A 19,014-nucleotide genomic window follows, 5' to 3' on the forward strand; every position below is an offset into this window, starting at 1 on the left:
AGGGTGGGGCGCTTGGGGGTGACGCCGTCGCCGGAGGAGACGCCCTTGGCGTGGCGCACGATCCACGGCCCGAAGTGGTTGCGCAGCCACGCGATCTCGGCCGCGACCACGTTCTGCCACCTCGGCGCGGGCAGCGACGGCAGCGCGTCCCGCCACGTGCCGTCGGAGCCGGGCAGGCCGAGCCCTTCCGCCAGCGCGGCGGCGATGCGCTCGTGGCCGAGGGAGTTCGCGTGCAGGCGGTCGTCGCTCCACAGCCGGGCGTCGGCGCAGATGGGCTCGCGGTCGACCTGCACGAGCGTCGCGCCGGTGCGGCGGCACAGCACGCGCAGGCCGTCGTTGTAGGCGAGCAACCGCTTGCGGACGATCTTGGTGACCGGGGCGATCGGCGTCAGGTCGGGCATGGTGAAGGTGAGCACCCGCGCCCCCGCCGCGATCAGCGCGGTGTGCATGACCTGCAGGTTCGTCATGGTCTCGTGCAGCGAGTACTTCGGCCGGAGCAGGTCGTTGGTGCCGGCGACGAGGGTTACCAGGTCGGGCTCCATGGCGAGCGCGGGTTCGAGCTGGTCGGCGCGCACGTGCTCGCTGGTCCGGCCGCGGATGGCCAGGTTGGCGTAGAGCAGGTCGGGGTTGGCCTCGCCCAGCTTCTCGGCGAGGCGGTTCGCCCAGCCCCGGTAGCCACCCCGGCCGTCCGGGTCGTCGAGGCCCTCCACCGTGCTGTCCCCGATGGCCACGTAGCGCTGAAACACGAGCACACCCCTCCAACCAGCTCAGTTCATCAAGATGACCCTAGTATGACCCCGATGAAGCGGACTGCTCTGGGACGGATGCCCTGCTCGGTCGCCAGGACGATGGACCTGCTCGGCGACTGGTGGACACCGCTGGTGCTGCGCGAGGTGTTCTACGAGGTGCACCGCTTCGACGAGATCCAGCGCGTGCTGGGCATCGCGCGCAACACGCTGGCCGACCGGCTCGCCCGGCTGACGGCGGAGGGCCTGCTGGACCGCGTCCCCTACCAGGACAAACCCGCGCGCCACGAGTACGTGCTGACGGAGAAGGGCCGGGACTTCTTCCCGGTGCTCGCGGCGATGGTCACCTGGGGCGACAAGTGGCTGACCAGCGAGGACGGCAAGCCCGTCGACCTCGTGCACTCGTGCGGCAGTGCCGCGCACGCCAGGACGGTGTGCTCGGAGTGCGGCGAGCCGTTCACCGCCGACTCGGTGCGCGCGCGGATGGGGCCGGGCTTCCCGGCCGAGCTGGCCGGGAAGCCCGAGGTTCAGGCCCGCTTCACCTGACGAAGACCGCGACGGTGCGAGCCGGGATCTGCCCGACGCCGCGCTCCGTGCTTGCTTCCTTGACCGTCCGGTCGGTCCCCGCAGCCTGGATCTCGTGCAGCTTCCAGGGGATTCCCGGCGGCAGCAGCACGGACTGCGCGGTCGGCCTCGGGTTGATCACCACGAGCACGCCCTCGCGGTTGGGGTCCACGCCTGCGCCGACGAGGTCGTCGAGGTGCGCCACCACAACGCCCGCCTCGGCCTGCGGACCGGGATCGGGAAAGGACAGCTTCTGCTGCACGATCGCCTGGTCCTTCAACGTGAACAGCGGCGAGGACTTCCTGATCCGCAACAGGTCCACGGTGCGGTCCAACGAGGTCTGCATGTCCGAAGTGGACGGTCGGAGCGCAGGGTCGGCCAGTAGCGGCTTGGAGTACGGCCACTTGTCCTGGTTGTCGCGCGCAGGCGGAAGGCCTCCACCGAAGCCCGAAGTGCGCAGCGACGGGTCGTAGCGGTTGAACCAGTCGCCGGAGTCGTAGCTGTTGCGGTCCATGGACTTCGAGCGCAGGAACTCCGTGCCCGCGAGCACGAACGGCTGCCCTTGTCCGAGCAGGGTCGGGGCGAGCGCGACCACCTGCATGCGGACGCGATCGGCCATCGAAGTGCCTTGCGGCAGCTTGAAAGCGAGCGTGTCGTACAGCGCCTCGTTGTCGTGCGCGTCGGAGTACGTGACCGCCTCGACCGGCGAAGCCGCGTAGCCCGCAGCGCTGCCGTTGTACGAAACGTCGCGGCCGTTGACGTCTTGTCCAGCGGTGGAACGGAAGCGGAAGTTCGCGCCGTTGCCCGCCATGCCGAGCTTCACGAGGTCGGTGTAGTTCGTCAGCCTCGCCGCCTGCTGTTCCGCAGAACCATTGGCAGGCGAACCGTTCGGCGTTCCGGCCAGCCCCGAGCCGAGCCCCTGCACACGCGGGTCACCGTCGAACGGGCCACCGCCGCGCACCGCGTCGCGAAGCCGATCGGAGAACGTGCCGACGCCGGTCCCGGCCATGTTGACCTGGCTGGCCTGCTCGAAGCGCGCGTTGCCCGCGACCTCGCCGAAGTCCCAACCCTCGCCGTAGAGGTGGACGCGCTTGCCGTCCACGCCGTCCTTCACCACGGTGAGCGCGTTCAACGCGGACCGCACCGCGAGGATGTTCGCCTTGGGGTGGTGGGCCATCAGGTCGAACCGGAAACCGTCCACTTTGTACAGGCGAGCCCATCGCACGACGGAGTCCACGACGAGCTTGCCCATCATGGCGTTCTCCGACGCGGTGTTCGCACAGCACGTGGAGTTCGCGACCGACCCGTCGTCCAGCAACCGTTGGTAGTAGCCGGGAACGACTCGGTCCAGCACGGAGTGCGCCGCGTTGCCGGAAGCCGCCGTGTGGTTGTACACGACATCCACCACAACGCGGTTACCGTTGTCGTGCAAGGACTTCACCATCTCGCGGTACTGCTTCGACCGCGCCCAGCCGGACTGCGCGTCGGGCGTGGCGTAGGAGCCCTCGGGCACGTCGTAGTGCAGCGGGTCGTAGCCCCAGTTGAAGCCGTCCTTCGCCGCGACCGCGCCGACGCACGCCTGCTGCTGGTCGGAGTCGGCGGGCAAGGACGCGAGGTCGCACGCGGGCTTCGCCTGGTCGGCGCGGCGCTCCGGGATCGTGGCGATGTCGAACGTGGGTTGGAAGTGGACGGTGTCCATTCCCGCCTGCGCCAACCGCTTCAGGTGCTTCATGCCGATGGAGTCGCGGTGGGTGAAGGCTTTGTACGTACCGCGATCGTTATCCGGCACCGAGGAGTCGGCGATCGAGAAGTCCCGCACGTGCAGCTCGGTGATCGCGTGCTCGGTCGGATCGTCGCCGAGCCCCTTCGCCACATCGGCCTGCCAGCCGCCCGGCATCGTCCGCGCTTCGGCGAGGTCCGCAACCTGCGAACGCGTCGAGTCCACGCTCAGCGCAAGGGAGTACGGGTCGGTGACCGCGACCGTCTCCACACGCTGCGTCGCGGGCTGCCAGGCGGAAACCTCGAACTGGTAGTACTTGTCGCGCCAAGCACCCGTGCCCACCCACGATCCCGAAGCCGCGTCTCGCGCGAGGTCGAGCACCTGCGGCTGAGCGGAAACCGAGTCGAACAGGCGCAGCTTCACCGAGCGCGCGGTGGGCGCCCAGACCCGCAGAGTTGCTTGCGCACCAGAGAAGGTAGGCCCATACGTGCGCTGACTTGCTTGCGCCGCATACAGATCGTCGAGCACGCCCGCGATCTGCACGCTCGTCGCGTCCTTCAGCACCCCGCCTTCACGATGAGCGGCGACGACCTGGCCGCGCAGAGCCTCCGCCGCAGTCGCCGAGCTGGCGAGCTTGTAGACGGGTTTTCCGCGCAGGTGCGGGAACTTCGCCGCGATCCCGGCGGGCAACCCGTTCGGCTCCGGCCGCAACGCGATCGGCGTCCCGCCTTCGACGCGGCCGTTGACGACCTTGATCGAGCCCTGCGGGTCGTGCCGCAGCTCGTGTTCTCCGGCGGTCGTCGGTCCGTTCCACACGACGTGGTCGCGGCCGACCCAGATCGCCTTCGCCTTGGTCAGGTCCGTCTCGACCGGAGCCGCTGCCGCCGGAACCGCGAAGAGCGCGGCGGTCACGGACGCAGCTAGCAACACGGCCAGCGGTCGCCGAGTCATGCGACCTCCTTGTCGCAAACTTTTGCAGCCTAAGAGCAGGGAAACCGCAGGTTTCCACGCCCGCCAAGCCAGATCAAGGCTTGGCGGGCCGCAAAAGCTTGCTTACCCGATCGGCCTCATCGCAGCGACGCGCACTGCCCGAGCGCCGCGCCGATCCCGGGAACCGGAGCCCCGAGGTTCGACGGCGCCGAAGCGTTCCCGGAGCACTGGATGACCCCGTGGACCAGGGTTCCGGCCAACACCGGCGCCCCGTTGTCCGCCAAGCGCACCAACCCGTTGACCCGACCGCCGACCACGGTCACCTCGCCCGCGGTGCCCCTGACCTCGACCGAGCCCGTGACGTTGCTGTCCAGCAGGTGCACGTTCGCCGCGCCGGAGGACGACACCGGGCCAACGATCGAGGAGCCGGTGGCAACCAGCGAAGCCCCAGCAGCCACGGTCACCGGCCCGATCACGTCGGCACGGTCGAGACACGTGACGCCAGAGCTGATGTTCAGCGGCCCCACGCGACGGCCCGTGATCGTCGCGGTGCACGCGGGGGGCTCACGCAGCAGCGTCACGCCGAACTGCTCGGAACCGCCGATGTTGCCCGCAGGATCGATCGCACGGTACTCGATGGTGTGCTTGCCATACCCCGGCGGCACATCGTCCCAAGGGGACAGTCGCGGCTTGCCGAGCTTGCCGTAAACGAGGTCGTCGATGACGGTTCCGTTGGGAGTGAACAGGAACGGCTTCGACGCGTCAGTCGGCCAGCCGAAGTAGTTGAACCACCCGTCGCCGTTGGTGCGGAACTCGGGCACGACGAAGCCCTTGGCGTTGTCGGTCGCCGTGAGCCGCATGGTGAACGGGCCGTTGAACACGTACTCGGCGGGCTTGCCGGGCTTGTTGATGGTGAGCAACGGCTTGGACAGCTCCTGCCGCACAGTCGGCCCCGTGATGTCGACGGTCCAAGTCCGGGTGCGCTCCCCCACCGTCGCGGTGAGCGTGTGCTGCCCCTTCGCAACCCGGAGCGCGCCGAGATCGAGATCGCGGCCGTCGACGGAGGTGCTGACCGGCTTGCCGTCGAGCTTCCACGTCACTTCAGGCTGCTGCGCAACAGGACGCGAGGTCTGCACGTACACGACATCCGTTGCGCCAACAGGACGATCGGTCGGCGTCGACGCGAGGAAGTCGACCGTGACGGGCTCGCGCGACGTGGTGATGGAGGTGTCCACGGACCACGTCCGGCGCTTCGTCAACGCCGCGCGGATCGCGGGATCGCGGACGAACTCCGTCGGGTCGACCACGGTCGCGGTGAGCGCGTACTTGCCCGGAGCGAGCTTCAGCGCGGAGAGGTCGACCGCGCGACTTCCCTTGGTGTCCAAGGGTTTCCCGTCCAGCGTCCACGTGACGTCGAGCCGGTGGCTGACCGGGTGCTGCGGCTCCACCCACACCACGCGATCCGCCCCGATCGGCTTCGCGTCCGGCGTGCCGTCTTGGATGAGCGTGGTCTTCGCGGACAGCTTCTCGGTCATCCGCTCGCGGCTCGGCTGGTCGAAGTAGTAGCCGAGCGTCTTCATCATCGAGTGCGCGCTGGGCCGCCAAACCCCTTTGCTGGCATAGAGTCCGGCTTCGTAGCGACCGATAACACCGCCCGACTCGCTCGGTTCACCGAGCCAGCGCCACCACTTCTTCTGCTGGTCCTTCATCTGCTGTTCGGTCAGCAGCGTGTGGTGCACCGAGCCCGGCTCGCCTCCGGCAAACGTCCCGCCGCGAACTCCGCGCTGGTAGTAGTCGTACTCGTCGTCGAGCTTGCCCAGTGAGTGCCCGAGTTCGTGCGGCGTGATGAGCGCGGACAACGCGTTCCCACCGGAGGCCGTCGCGTACGTCCCGCCAGCGCCGCCGTAGGTGTCGCTGTTCGCTATGGCCAGTAGCTGGCGGTTCGAGCCCGAGGTGCCCGTGACCAGATCGGCGTACCGGTTCACCGCCGCACTGTCCACTGTGAGCAGTCGCTGCACGCTCGATGTGTTGCAACCGCCCCAGAAACCCATGCGCAGCGGCGTTTTCTTCTGCGGCGACGTGAGGTTCGGGTCGCAGCTGACACCGGACTCCGGCGAAGCGACCTCCACCGTGTACACGTTGACGTAGCTGCGGTAGGACTTGAACGGCTCCAGCGTCCACATCACGTTGAGGTGCTTGTTCACGTGCTCGCGGAACTTCGGCAGCTCGGCTGCGGTGTAGCCGTCCGGCACGATCACCAGGTTGAAGCGCTTCGCCGGGTCGCCGGTGACCTGCACGGGCACGACGGTCCCCGGCGGGTCGGCGGCCTGGGCCTGCGCGGGCACCCCGCTCAGCACGATCGTCAACGCTCCGACAAGGCCCGCGATTCGGCTCAGCACATCGCCGAGCCTAGGTACGCGAGGCCGCCCCGCCTATCCCCCTCATGGCCCCTTCATGACGGAGTCCTACCGATCGGATCTGGACTTGGGCAGAGCGGGAGGGGTCCCGCGAATTCCGTGGTACCAAGCGGAAATGAGGACCCGTGCCAGTGTCACCCTGCTCGCCCTGGCCTTGTTCGCCACGGGCTGCTCGATCGCCAACCCGACCTCCAGCGAGGTGTCGTTGCAGTACGGCAACGGCCCCTTCGACTCGCGCAACTTCGTGGAGTGCGAGAACGACCTCGACTTCAGCGACGTCAACGACGACCACTACTACTACCCCGCCGGCCAGCGGGACTTCACCTTCGGCGAGGGCGACGGCATCGACTCCGCTCCGCTGACCTCCACGACGCAGGACTCGCAGGAGATCAAGGTGACCGGCACGGTGAAGTTCACCCTGAACACCGACTGCGCCGCGTTCACCGACCCCGGTGGCAAGAAGTGGCCCGGCGGCAAGCTCCAGATGTTCCACGAGCTGATCGCCTACAAGTACGACGCGGCCCCGGACGACGGCGGCGAGCAGATGAAGCCGGGCTGGACGTCCCTGCTGCGCAACTACGTCGGCGCCGCGCTGGACCGCGCGACCGACAACGAGGCGCTGAAGTACCCGTGGCAGAAGCTCTACACCGACGCCGCTTCCAAGGCGCAGTGGGAGAAGGACGTGCTCACGCAGCTGCCCGCCACGCTCAAGACGCTCACCCTCGGCGTGGAGCTGATCACGATCAACTCGGTGCTGCTGCAGAAGCCGAGCATCCAGCCCGCCCTCGTCCAGGGCCTCACCGACAAGCAGGCCGCCGAGCTGCGCAGCCAGGCCGCGGAGGTGGACAAGCAGGCCGCGGCGAACTTCCCCGGCGGCATCGCGGGCTACCAGCAGTACCAGCAGCAGCAGGCGGTGAACGAGGCGATCAAATCGGGCAAGGTCCAGGTCCTCCCGGTGCCCCAGGGCTCGCCCATCATCGTCCAGCCGAAGTGAGCGGAGTAGGGCATACGCCCAGCCTGGACCCATGAGAGCGCTTTCATGAAAACCTTGACACGGCCGTGACGGGACGGTCAGGATCGGCGCCGCCGCCTCCTGACCGTGTCCCGCTCAAGATCGGATCGTCATGGCCAGATCACGTCTGCTCGCCGTGGGGCTCGCCGCCCTGCTGGGGCTGAGCACGGCACCGGGGCTGGCACAGGCCGCCCCCGCGCCCGACACCGCGCGGCAACCCGTCGTCGGCAAGCCCGACCTCGGCTGGAACGGCTGCGCCCGGATCGACCAGAAGCTGCCGACCTACTCCGACTGGCCCAAGGTGCGCAGCGGCATCACCGACAACGCCGCCGTGGAGCGCCGCGTCGCCGGGCTGCTCAAGGGCATGACCCTGGCCGAGAAGATCGGTCAGATGACCCAGCCGGAGATCGCCGCGATCACGCCGGAGGAGGTCAAGCAGTACTCCATCGGCACCGTGCTCAACGGCGGCGGTTCCTGGCCGGACAAGAACAAGCACGCGACGCCGAAGCAGTGGCTCGACCTGGCCGACGCGTACTGGCAGGCCTCGGTCAGCAGCCGCACCAAGATCCCGGCCATCTGGGGCATCGACGCGGTGCACGGCAACAACAACGTCTTCGGCACCACGGTCTTCCCGCACAACATCGGCCTCGGCGCCGCGCAGGACCCGTGCCTGATCCGCGACATCGGCCAGGCCACCGCCGAGCAGGTCCGCGCGACCGGCCAGGACTGGGCCTTCGCGCCGACGCTGGCCGTGGTGAAGGACGACCGCTGGGGCCGCACCTACGAGGGCTTCTCCGAGGACCCGAGGATCACCCGCGCCTACGGCTACGAGGCCGTGAGAGGCTTGCAGGGCAACAATCCCAGGGGCATCGGCGCCGACGGTGTGATCGCCACCGCCAAGCACTTCATCGGTGATGGCGGCACCCAGGGCGGCAAGGACCAGGGCGTGAACCCCTCGTCCAAGGCCGACATGATCAACACGCACGGGCAGGGCTACTACGGCGCGCTCGCCGCGGGCGCGCAGACCGTGATGGCCTCGTTCAACAGCTGGACCAACCCCGAGCTCGGCATCACCGAGGGCAAGATCCACGGCAGCAAGCTGCTGCTCAACGACATCCTCAAGAACAAGATCGGCTTCGACGGCGTCGTGGTCTCCGACTGGAACGGCCACGGCCAGGTCGAGGGCTGCACCAACGCCAGCTGCGCCCGCGCGGTCAACGCCGGCATCGACGTCTTCATGGTCCCGCACGACTGGAAGGCGTTCATCGCCAACACGACCGCGCAGGTCGAGAGCGGCCAGATCCCGTTGGCGCGCATCGACGACGCCGTCACCCGCATCCTCCGCGTCAAGGCTCGTGCCGGTGTGCTCGACGCGCCCAAGCCCTCCGCTCGCGCACACGCGGGCAAGCCCGACGCCAAGGACGCGCGCAAGATCGCCCGCGAGGCCGTGCGCAAGTCGCAGGTGCTGCTGAAGAACGACAACCGCGTCCTTCCGCTGTCGCCGCGCGCCAAGGTCCTCGTCGTCGGCAAGAGCGCCGACAGCATGCAGAACCAGACCGGCGGCTGGACGCTCACCTGGCAGGGCACCGGCAACACCAACGCCGACTTCCCCAACGGCACCACCATTCTTGGTGGACTGAAGGACGCGCTCGGCAAGGCCAACGTGACCTTCAGCGAGAACGGTGACGTCGACCCCAAGGGCTTCGACGCCGTGATCGCCGTGATCGGTGAAACCCCGTACGCGGAGGGCAACGGCGACATCGGCAAGCGCACGCTGGAGGCCGCCAAGCTCTACCCGAACGACCTCGCCGTGCTCGACAAGGTCAGCGGCAAGGGCACACCGGTCGTGACCGTCTACGTCTCCGGGCGCCCGATGCACGTCAACAAGGAGCTCAACCGCTCCGACGCCTTCGTCGCCGCGTGGCTGCCCGGCACCGAGGGCGGTGGCGTCGCGGACATGTTGGTGCGCGGGTGGAACACCGGCATCGGCTACACCGGCAAGCTGCCGTACTCGTGGCCGAAGGAGGCGTGCCAGACCCCGCTGAACCCGGAGAACGCAGGCTACGACCCGCTGTTCCGACTCGGCCACGGCCTGCACAACTGGGAGACCGGCAAGGTCGGCAAGCTCCCCGAGACCTCGCCCGCCAACTGCGGCGGCGGTGGCGGCGGCGAGGCCGACGAGGACCTGGAAGTCTTCGTGCGCCAGGACATCGCGCCGTACAAGAGCTTCATCGGCTCCCCGGAGAACTGGGGCGGCACCGAGATCGGCCCCGACGGCACCGCGTCGCACGCGTCGATCAACACCGTCCCGACCGACGTGAACGTGCAGGGCGACGGCCTCAAGGTCACCTGGAACGGCTCCGCGCCCGGCCAGGTCTTCCTGCAGAACCCCGCTGGCGGCACCGATCTGCGCGGCTACCTCAACGCCAACGCCGCGCTGACCTTCGACGTGATCGTCGGCCAGAAACCCGCGGGCCGCACCGTGATCAGCTCGCACTGCGTCTACCCGTGCCAGGGCGAGGTCGCCGCGACCAAGCTCTTCACCGACCTGCCCGTCGGCACCAAGTCCACGGTGAAGATCCCGATCGCCTGCTTCGCCGAGAAGGGCCTGGACCCGGAGACCGTCAACACCCCGTTCCTGGTCTACACCGACGCCGCGTTCCAGGCGTCCTTCGCCAACGTCCGCTGGGTCCCCAAGGCCGGAGCGGACCCGGACGCCAAGAAGTGCACGGACCTCACGTAGCCGGTACAGGAACTCGAAGCCAGCTTTCCGGCTGAGCGGCGGACCACCCCGCCGACAGCGCCCAAGTGGAAACTCCGGAACCGGAGCGGGGAGGTCCGAGGTGCGAGTCCCGGCCCGGCGAAAGCCGGTGTAGCTCAAGCAGAGCCCCCGTTTTTACTCAGAAGGGCCGGCCACACGGCTGGCCCTTCTGCCGTTACAGAGGGAGGCCGCACCGGGCCGCAGCGTCCCGAAGTTGCACCTCTGTCAACGGGACAGCCTGGTAGTGGAACCGGTGCCAGCCGACGAGCTTGCGCAGCCGATGCGGCTTCGCCGAGTCGACAGGGCCGTTCTCGCGAAAATCACGCACGGCCTCATCGGCCCACTGTTCCGGAGTCAACGCCGGAATGAGCATCGAGTTTGCCTGACGCGCAAGAACCTTCGTCGCAGCCAGGGTCAAGAAAAGCTCACCGACACCGAGCTCCACAATGTCACCGGCGACTAGGTCAACTGGAGAACGCCCCACCACTTTCTTCCACGCGGCAACCGCGCGCGTCCCCAGTTGCGCTGCCCTGTTCACCACTCAATGGTCGATCCTGCCCCCGCTGTGAATGGCGGCGTTGCGCATCTCGCGCAGCACGTGGAACTGCCGGACCGAGTCGACGTGGAACGTCCCACCGGTGATGTTCTGCAACTCGGAGTGCAGCCCAGCGGCACTGATGCCGCCTGCAGCGGCCCCGGTCGGCGCCACGCACGTCCTGAGGAAGTCCTCGTGGATGGCCAGCGCGTAGGGCACAGCCATCGTCCCCAGGTAGGTGTCCGCGTTCTGCAGCACCTCGCGAGCCTTGCCGGAGGTGAGGTTGAACCGCTGAATGTGATCAACCGTAGGGAAGATCGTCGGCAGCAGGTGCTCACAGCCCTCGGTGAGACTGAGGAAGTGCTCCGCAATGCGCGACCCCGCCAACAAACCCATCATGGCGCTGTTGGCGGATTTGCGCACCTCTTCCTGACAACAATAGGCGTAGAAGTGAACAACGGGATCGCGTGGCGCGCGAATAACTTAGCGAGCGCCTCTGACAATCCCGTTCTGGGTCAGAAGAGGATGCCGGTGAGCATCCACGCGGTGCCGAGGCCGAGTGAGCCGAGGGTGACGACGAAGAAGACCAGCACCCACGTGATGGCGGGCGTGCTGGTGAGCCGGGCGAGCTGGTCGGCGTCGGAATCGCGCGCGCGGCCGCGGCTGCGCTTGCGCTGGAGCTCACTGACCGGGCGCACGCCGCCGAGCAGCAGGAACCACGTGATCAGGTAGGCGAAGGCCGCTTGAACGCCGCTGGTGGTCAGCAGCGACACCGACACCAGCGCGCCGCCGGTGACGAGCAGCACCAGTGCGCCGTAGGCGTTGCGCACCATGATCAGCATGAGCAGCAGCACCGCCGTGCACACCCACAGCAGCAGGGTGATCCGCGACGAGCCGAGCAGCGCGGCGAAGCCCAGGCCGACCAGGGACGGCGCGATGTAGCCGGCCAGCGAGGTGAACACCATGCCGGGGCCGGTGGGACGGCCGCGCGAGACGGTCACACCCGAGGTGTCCGAGTGCAACCTGATCCCGCTCAGCCGCCTGCCGACCAGGACCGCGATCAGCGCGTGCCCGGCCTCGTGCACGATGGTGATGATGTTGCGGGCGAGCCGCCACGGCGTGCCCGAGAGCACCACGACCAGGGCGAGCGCACCCGTCACCAGGACGACCGGCGGCGGTGGCGCGGCCTGGTTCCCGATGAGTTCCGTCCAGAAGTCCACCCCCCACTGTTAGCAGAAGGGGTGGAGGGCAGGCGTCAGGAGGCCGCGGCCTGCGCGGCCTCTCGACGTCGGAGATCCTGGCGCAGCCACAGCAGCGCGCCCCAGACCAGGGCGAACACCACTCCGAGCACGCCAAGGGCGAAAACCACGAAACCGCAGGCGATCATCAGGACCTGCAGGGCGACCGCGAGGCCGACGCCCCACGGCTTGCCCTGAACCCCGCTGGCCACGACCATCGCCACCGCGAGCGCGCCGACCAGAATGGCGCCCAGGCTGGTGATGCCGTCGAACTTGGCGATGACCAGCAGCGACAGCGCCACCGTGATCGCCTCCATCACCAGAGTTCCCGCCTGGATGCCGCGGAGCCCCTTCCAGGGGTCCTTCCGCCGCACCTGGGGGCCGGGCGTCGTCGGCGCCTCTGTCATCGCGAGCGCCGCCGGTTGGCGGGACCACCCGCTACGACGGACCGCATGGCGCGCTCCTGGGCGGCCTTGACCACGGAGAACCCGCGGACGACGCGCCAGGGACGATCATCGAACTCGGCGTCCCGGTTGGCCGTGTGTGCCGGCGTCGTGGGACGGGAACAGGACTTCATGACGGCTCCTTGCCAAAAAGTGCGCGGGTATCCCCAGCTGTGATCACGGAACCGGTGATCAGCACACCGCCGCCGGACAGGACTTCGTCCGGGGAGTCGGTCTCCTCGGCCAGCTGCACGCCGACCTCGATAGCGTCTTCGAGCCTGGGCTCGACGACGATGCGGTCCTCGCCAAACACCGAGCGGGCGATGCCGGCGAGTTCGTCGGCGTCCATCGCGCGCGGGGACGAGTTCTGGGTGAGCACCACTTCGGAGACCACCGGTTCCAGCTCTGACAGGATGCCGGAAGCATCCTTGTCGCGCATCACCCCGACTACAGCGATCAGTCGACGGAACGCGAACTCACTAGTGATGGTGGCCGCGAGGGCGCGGGCACCATGTGGATTGTGCGCCGCGTCGACCAGAACCGCAGGTGCGGCCCTCATCCGCTCCATCCGCCCAGGCGTGGAGACCCCCGCGAAAGCCACCCGAACGGCTTCGATGTCGAGCTGCCGATCCGGTCCGGCGCCGAAGAAGACCTCGACGGCGGCCAGCGCGAGCGAGGCGTTCTTCGCCTGGTGTTCACCGTGCAGTGGCAGGAAGATCTCGTCGTAGACGCCGCTGAGACCTTGCAGTTTCAGCATCTGCCCGCCGACGGCGACCTCGCGCTCCAGCACGCCGAACTCCATGCCCTGCCGGGCCACCGTGGCGTCCACCTCGACGCACCGCTTGAGGAGGACGGCGGCCACCTCGCTGGTCTGTTCCGCGAGCACCGCGACCGAGCCGGGCTTGATGATCCCGGCCTTCTCCTCGGCGATCTTGAGCACGTCATCGCCCAGGAACTCGACGTGGTCGACGCCGATCGGTGTGATCAGAGACACCTGTCCGTCGGCCACGTTCGTGGCGTCCCACGAGCCGCCGAGGCCGACCTCGACCACGGCCGCGTCGACCGGGGCGTCGGCGAAGGCGGCGAAGGCCATCGCGGTCAGCACCTCGAACTTGCTCAGCTGCGGCTGCCCGGCGTCCTGGGAGGCCTTGTCGACCATGCCCAGGTACGGCTCGATGTCGCGGTAGACCTCGACGTAGCGCTCGACGCTGATCGGCGCCCCGTCGACGCTGATGCGCTCGGTGGCCAGCTGGAGGTGCGGGCTGGTGTAGCGGCCGGTGCGCAGTCCGAGACCGGTCAGCAGCGCGTCCAGCATCCGCGAGGTGGAGGTCTTGCCGTTGGTGCCGGTGAGGTGCAGCACCGGGTAGGAGCGCTGCGGCTCGCCCAGCAGGTCGACCAGGGCGCGGATGCGGTCCAGGGACGGTTCGAGCTTCGTCTCCGGCCAGCGCTGGTTCAGCTCGGCCTCGACCGCGGCGTAGGCGGCGAGGGCGGCGGGATCGGTTCGAGGCACTTCGTCACTCCCCCGACGGGGTTCGGTGCACGGGGGTCCGGTTCACGTCCGCCAAGTCTACGACCGGCGCATATGTCCCTCGCCCCCGGGCACCACCGACGGCGACTAGGCCTGCGGGAGGCTGGCGACGCGCGCGTTGATCCGGTCGATGTCGGCCTGGGCCGCCTCGCGCCGCGCGCGGATCTTCTCCACCACCTCGGCCGGGGCCTTGTCGGTGAACTTGGGGTTGTTGAGCTTGGCGTCGGTGCCCGCGAACTCCTTCTCCGCGACGGCGAGGTCCTTGGCCAGGCGCTTGCGCTCGGCCTCGACATCGATCGCCCCGGAGAGGTCGAGCTCCACGGTGACGGCGCCGGAGCGCAGGCCCAGCTCGAAGGAGGCCGACGCGGCGAAGGAGTCACCGGGCTCGGTCAGCCGCACCAGCGAGCGCAGCGCCTTCTCCAGGCCGCCCAGCCCGGCCGCGTCGATGCCGACCAGCCGGGCGGAGACCTTCTGGCTCGGCTTGAGGCCCTGGTCGGAGCGGAAGCGGCGGATCTCGGTGACGAGCTTCTGCACGGAGGCGACGCGCTCGGCGGACCCCGTGTCACCCAACCGCCCGGACGGCGCGGGCCACGGCGCGACCACGAGGGACTCGTTGCCGGTGAGGGTGGTCCACAGCTGCTCGGAGATGAACGGCGCGACCGGGTGCAGCAGCCGCAGCACGGTGTCGAGCACGTGGCCGAGGACCGCGCGGGTCTGCTCCACCTGGGTCTCGTCGGCCAGCTGGACCTTGGCCAGCTCCACGTACCAGTCGCAGAACTCGTCCCACACGAAGTGGTAGAGCGCCTCGGTGGACTTCGCGAACTGGAAGTCCTCCAGGTAGGCGTTCATCTCCGCGGTCAGCTCGTCGAGGCGGCCGAGGACCCACCGGTCCGCGTCGGTCAGCTCGGCGACCGTGGGCGGGTTGGCGACGACCTTGGCGCCGTTGATCATCGCGAAGCGCGTGGCGTTCCACAGCTTCGTGCAGAAGTTGCGGGCGCCGCCGACCCACTCCTCGCTCATCGGCACGTCGGTGCCCGGGTTGGCGCCGCGGACCATCGCGAAGCGGACGGCGTCGGTGCCGTAGCGGTCCATCCACTCGATCGGGTCGACGCCGTTGCCGAGGGTCTTGGACATCTTGCGCCCGAGGCCGTCGCGGACCATGCCGTGCAGGGCGATGGTGTGGAACGGGGGGACGCCGTCCATGGCGTACAGGCCGAACATCATCATCCGGACGACCCAGAAGAAGATGATGTCGTAGCCGGTGACCAGGACGCTGGTCGGGTAGTACTTGGCCAGGTCCTCGGTCTTGTCCGGCCAGCCCATGGTGGAGAACGGCCACAGCCCGGAGGAGAACCAGGTGTCGAGGACGTCCTCGTCCTGGCGCCAGCCCGGACCCGTCGGCGGCTGCTCGTCAGGACCGACGCAGACCATCTCGCCGTTCGGCCCGTGCCACACCGGGATGCGGTGGCCCCACCACAGCTGCCGCGAGATGCACCAGTCGTGCAGGTTGTCGGTCCAGTCCAGGTACCGCTTGGTCATGTCGGCCGGGTGCACGTTGACCCTGCCGTCGCGCACGGCGTCGCCGGCGGCCTTGGCCAGCGGCCCGACGTTGACGAACCACTGCAGGGACAGGCGCGGCTCGATCGGCTCCTTGCCGCGCTCGCTGTGCCCGACGCTGTGCAGGTACGGCCGCTTCTCCGCGACGATGCGGCCCTCTTCGCGCAGCGCCTCGCGGATGGCCACCCGCGCCTCGAAGCGGTCCATGCCGTCGAAGCGGGTGCCGGAGTTCGCGATCCGGCCCTGCTCGTCCATGATCGTCGGCATCGGCAGGCCGTGCCGCTTGCCCAGCTCGAAGTCGTTCGGGTCGTGCGCCGGGGTGATCTTGACGGCGCCGGAGCCGAACTCGGGGTCGACGTAGTCGTCGGCCACGACCGGGATCTGCCTGCCGGTCAGCGGCTGGGTGATCAGCGTGCCGACGAGGTGCTTGTAGCGCTCGTCGTCGGGGTGCACCGCGACGGCGGTGTCACCGAGCATCGTCTCCACGCGCGTGGTCGCGACGACGATCGAGGCGTCCCCGTCGCCGTAGCGCATGGACACCAGCTCGCCCTCGACCTCCTTGTGGTCGACCTCGGCGTCGGAGAGCACCGACTGCGCGGCGGGCGACCAGTTGACCAGCCGCTCGGCGCGGTAGATCAGGCCGTCGTCGTAGAGCCGCTTGAACATCGTCTGGACCGCGCGGCCGCGGGACTCGTCCATGGTGAACGCCTCGCGCGTCCAGTCGACGCTCTCGCCGAGGCGGCGCATCTGGTCGAGGATCTTGCCGCCGTACTCGTTCTTCCACTGCCAGGTGCGCTCGATGAACGCCTCGCGACCGAGCTCGCGCCGGGAGGTGCCCTCGGCGACGAGCTGCTTCTCCACCAGCGTGTGCACGGCGATGCTCGCGTGGTCCATGCCGGGCAGGTACAGCGCGTCGTAGCCCTGCATGCGGCGCCAGCGGACGAGCGTGTCGATCAGCGAGTGGTCCAGCGCGTGCCCGATGTGCAGGCTGCCGGTGACGTTGGGCGGCGGGATGACGATGGAGAACGGCGGGCGCTCGCTGTCCGGGCGCGCGGTGAAGTAGCCCCGGTCCACCCACCGCTGGTACAGCTCGCCCTCTACCCGCGCGTGGTCCCACTGCGCGGGGAGTTCGGTGCTGGCCTGGTGCGGAAGGGTCTCGGTCACACCTGGAGAGTTTACGGAGCGCCGAGAAACGGTTTCATCCGACATCGCCCGCGCTGACCGGCCACGCTGTTAGCGTTCCGCCGCTACTCACTCAGCAGGGGGACCGACGATGAGCGAACGCAAGCGGGGCAACCTGATCGTCTCCGCGCTGGCCGTCATCGGCATCGTCGGGGTCGGCGTGCTGATGTACCAGGACGGCCGGCTCGACGGACTGCTCGGCCGCGACGGCGGGACGTCGACCGAGGCGCCCGCGCCCGTCAACGCCTTCCTCGGCACCCGGATGGCGAACTGGCCGGAGGGCGCGGCCGGCTTCGTCGCTCCGCCGCCCGCCCAGGTCGGCAAGTACGGCCCGGACAAGGTCTCCGCGTTCACCGACAAGGTCCGCGCGATGCTCGTCGCGGCCCGGCTCAACCCCGAGGTGCTGACCGGGAGGACGATGGCCCCGGTGCTCGACCTCTTCGATCCCGAGTCGCACAAGGACATCAAGGGCACGCAGGCGGAGCTGGGCTGGGCGCGCACGCTGATCTCGCCGAAGTTCCGCCTGGCCAACGACCCGCCCAGGGTCACCGGGTCCATGACCGTGTCGGTCGGTGATCGCGGCGCCCTGGTGGCGAAGACGAACTTCATCGTGGCCTACGCCTTCCACCACGACGACCCGCGTCGCCTGGCCGACCCGACCGACCGCATCGCGACCGAGCGGTGGGAGGCGGAGTACCTGCTCTACGAGGACGCCACCGACGGGAAGCTGTGGCCGGGCGCCACCAACGGTTTCACCTTCATGATGGACTGCGCCGCCGCCAAGGACGGCCTGCTCGCGCCCACGCTCGGCAAGGGCCGACTCGCCCCCACCACCGGCCCCACCGCGAAGCACGACGAGTCCTTCTACCTCGACCCCAACAACCCCATCACCGACGAGTCCTGCACCGGACCGCCGCACTCCGCCAACCGCTTCAAGCGGTCGTCAGGGGCGCCACATGCCGTGCAGGGTGGGGCCGCCGTCGGGCAGGGGGATGTCGCTGATCACCTCGAAACCGAAGCGCTCGTAGTACTGCACGTTCGACTCGAGGCACTCCAGGTACGCCGGTGCGCCGTCGCGCTCGCACTCGGCCAGCCTGGAGCGCAGCAGCGCACCGCCGACGCCCGTTCCCTGCGCGCGGGGATCGGTGCCGAGCACGGCCAGGTACCAGTGCGGTTCGCGGGGGTGCGCGGCCTTGGTCGTCGCTTCGAGCTGAGCTCCACGTCGGCTGATCTGGAAGAACTGCCTGGGCCCCGCGCTGGCGAGCATGGCCGCTCCGGCGATGAGCTGGCGCCACAGCGCGACCTTCTCCCGGCCCGGCGGCACCCACAGCGCCACGCCCATCGTCACGCCGTCGGCTCCCGCGACCTGACAGCCGCCCCGGTGCAGGTAGGAGAGCTTGATCAGCGCGGCCATCATGCGCGGGTAGACCCGCCGCCGCTGCTCCGCGTCGCCGAACATCCACTGCATCACCGGATCGCTGTCGAACGCCCTGACCAGGACCTCCGCCATCGTCGCCGCCTCGACCCGCACCGCGTCCCGAACCCGCACCAACCACCTCCGTGTATGTCGTACACAGTTCAGTGTACAGCGCACACAGTTCTACGATGAGCCCCGATGACCGAGTACAGCAGCGGCGATCCGCACCGCACCCTGGAGCTGCTCTGGGGCGAGCCCGCGCGGCCGAGCCGGGGTCCCAGGCCCGCGCTCACGCTGGCCGCCGTCGCGCGCGCCGCGATCGAGATCGCCGACGCGGACGGGCTGGGCGCGCTGTCCATGCGCGCGGTCGCGGAGCGGCTGGGCTTCACCACGATGTCGATCTACCGCTACGTGCCGGGCAAGGCCGAGCTGCTGGACGTCATGGTCGACACGGTCAACGCCGAGTCCCCGGTGCTGGAGCACGTCGAGGGCGGCTGGCGGGCGAAGATGGAGGTCTGCGCGCGCGAGGAGTGGGAGCTGTTCCACCGCCACCCCTGGGTGCTGCACCTCGCGTGGCACCGCCCGGTCCTCGGCCCCAACAGCGTCACCAGCTACGAGTCCGCGCTCACGGCGCTGAGCGGGATCGGCTTGTCCGACATGGAGATCGTGGCCGTCTTCAACACGCTCTACGGCTACGTGCGCGGCGCTGCAAGGACATCCGTTGACGCCAAGTTGGCCGAACGGCACACCGGCCTTTCGGAGGACGAGTGGTGGGCCGGCCGCGAACGCTTCTGGCAGCACCTCGAACGCTTCCCCACGATGAGCCGCATGCGGGGCTCGGGCGCCTTCGACGTGGTGGAGATGGACTTCGAGTTCGGCCTGGAGCGCGTGCTGGACGGTCTGGAAGCACTGATCAGCAAGCGTTCCCTTGGTGCGGAGCCAGAAAACGGCGCAAGATGAGGGC

General features: G+C 69.0%; 15 protein-coding genes. 4 read left to right on the forward strand and 11 right to left on the reverse strand.

Annotated features, from left to right (window positions below; all coding sequences use genetic code 11):
• A partial coding sequence (locus tag CCN37_RS11825) for an SGNH/GDSL hydrolase family protein (RefSeq protein WP_143261573.1) occupies positions 1 to 746 on the reverse strand: 746 nt, incomplete at its 3' end.
• 54 nt (positions 747 to 800) lie between these two features.
• On the opposite strand from CCN37_RS11825, the gene CCN37_RS11830 reads away from it, so the two are divergent.
• Complete coding sequence (locus CCN37_RS11830; protein WP_086820886.1) at positions 801 to 1,292, forward strand: helix-turn-helix domain-containing protein; 492 nt, start codon at positions 801 to 803, stop codon at positions 1,290 to 1,292.
• Here CCN37_RS11830 and pulA read toward each other — a convergent pair.
• Positions 1,285 to 3,981 (reverse strand): pullulanase-type alpha-1,6-glucosidase, encoded by a 2,697-nt coding sequence (gene pulA / locus CCN37_RS11835; RefSeq protein WP_086820789.1) that lies wholly within the window; start codon positions 3,979 to 3,981, stop codon positions 1,285 to 1,287. The genes CCN37_RS11830 and pulA overlap by 8 nt on opposite strands.
• A gap of 116 nt (positions 3,982 to 4,097) precedes the next feature.
• Positions 4,098 to 6,359: a M64 family metallopeptidase gene (locus tag CCN37_RS11840; RefSeq protein WP_246842961.1), complete on the reverse strand. Its 2,262-nt coding sequence runs from the start codon at positions 6,357 to 6,359 to the stop codon at positions 4,098 to 4,100.
• Between the two features lie 133 nt (positions 6,360 to 6,492).
• Between CCN37_RS11840 and CCN37_RS11845 the strand changes: the two genes are divergently transcribed.
• The gene (locus CCN37_RS11845; RefSeq protein ID WP_168200636.1) at positions 6,493 to 7,371 is read left to right on the forward strand and encodes an SPFH domain-containing protein; all 879 of its coding nucleotides are present in this window, start codon (positions 6,493 to 6,495) and stop codon (positions 7,369 to 7,371) included.
• Between the two features lie 130 nt (positions 7,372 to 7,501).
• On the forward strand, positions 7,502 to 10,132 hold the full coding sequence (locus tag CCN37_RS11850) for an exo 1,3/1,4-beta-D-glucan glucohydrolase (protein WP_086820791.1): 2,631 nt from the start codon (positions 7,502 to 7,504) through the stop codon (positions 10,130 to 10,132).
• Between the two features lie 193 nt (positions 10,133 to 10,325).
• On the opposite strand, the gene CCN37_RS11855 is transcribed toward CCN37_RS11850, so the two are convergent.
• The 8 genes from CCN37_RS11855 to CCN37_RS42325 all read right to left on the reverse strand — a co-directional run bounded on the left by CCN37_RS11855 (position 10,326) and on the right by CCN37_RS42325 (position 18,143).
• Positions 10,326 to 10,688 (reverse strand): hypothetical protein, encoded by a 363-nt coding sequence (locus CCN37_RS11855; protein WP_143261568.1) that lies wholly within the window; start codon positions 10,686 to 10,688, stop codon positions 10,326 to 10,328.
• Positions 10,689 to 10,691: 3 nt separating this feature from the next.
• A complete protein-coding gene (locus CCN37_RS11860) occupies positions 10,692 to 11,108 on the reverse strand; it encodes a hypothetical protein (protein WP_143261569.1) in 417 nt (138 codons plus the stop codon).
• A gap of 92 nt (positions 11,109 to 11,200) precedes the next feature.
• Positions 11,201 to 11,905, reverse strand: a complete 705-nt coding sequence (locus CCN37_RS11865) for a M50 family metallopeptidase (protein WP_086820794.1) — start codon at positions 11,903 to 11,905, stop codon at positions 11,201 to 11,203.
• A 35-nt stretch (positions 11,906 to 11,940) separates the two neighbouring features.
• A complete protein-coding gene (locus CCN37_RS11870; protein ID WP_086820795.1) occupies positions 11,941 to 12,330 on the reverse strand; it encodes a DUF4233 domain-containing protein in 390 nt (129 codons plus the stop codon).
• A 166-nt stretch (positions 12,331 to 12,496) separates the two neighbouring features.
• Entirely contained in the window at positions 12,497 to 13,876 is a 1,380-nt protein-coding gene (locus tag CCN37_RS11875) for a folylpolyglutamate synthase/dihydrofolate synthase family protein (RefSeq protein WP_086820796.1), read from the reverse strand.
• Between the two features lie 105 nt (positions 13,877 to 13,981).
• On the reverse strand, positions 13,982 to 16,615 hold the full coding sequence (locus CCN37_RS11880; RefSeq protein WP_246842962.1) for a valine--tRNA ligase: 2,634 nt from the start codon (positions 16,613 to 16,615) through the stop codon (positions 13,982 to 13,984).
• 87 nt (positions 16,616 to 16,702) lie between these two features.
• A complete protein-coding gene (locus CCN37_RS42320) occupies positions 16,703 to 17,242 on the reverse strand; it encodes a hypothetical protein (RefSeq protein WP_086820798.1) in 540 nt (179 codons plus the stop codon).
• Between the two features lie 334 nt (positions 17,243 to 17,576).
• Positions 17,577 to 18,143, reverse strand: a complete 567-nt coding sequence (locus tag CCN37_RS42325; protein WP_371504053.1) for a GNAT family N-acetyltransferase — start codon at positions 18,141 to 18,143, stop codon at positions 17,577 to 17,579.
• Between the two features lie 105 nt (positions 18,144 to 18,248).
• Between CCN37_RS42325 and CCN37_RS11895 the strand changes: the two genes are divergently transcribed.
• Entirely contained in the window at positions 18,249 to 19,010 is a 762-nt protein-coding gene (locus CCN37_RS11895) for a TetR/AcrR family transcriptional regulator (protein WP_086820800.1), read from the forward strand.
• Positions 19,011 to 19,014: the final 4 nt, after the last annotated feature.

Origin of the sequence: Allokutzneria sp. NRRL B-24872 (assembly GCF_002155965.1) — a bacterium.
Lineage (GTDB): Bacteria > Actinomycetota > Actinomycetes > Mycobacteriales > Pseudonocardiaceae > Allokutzneria.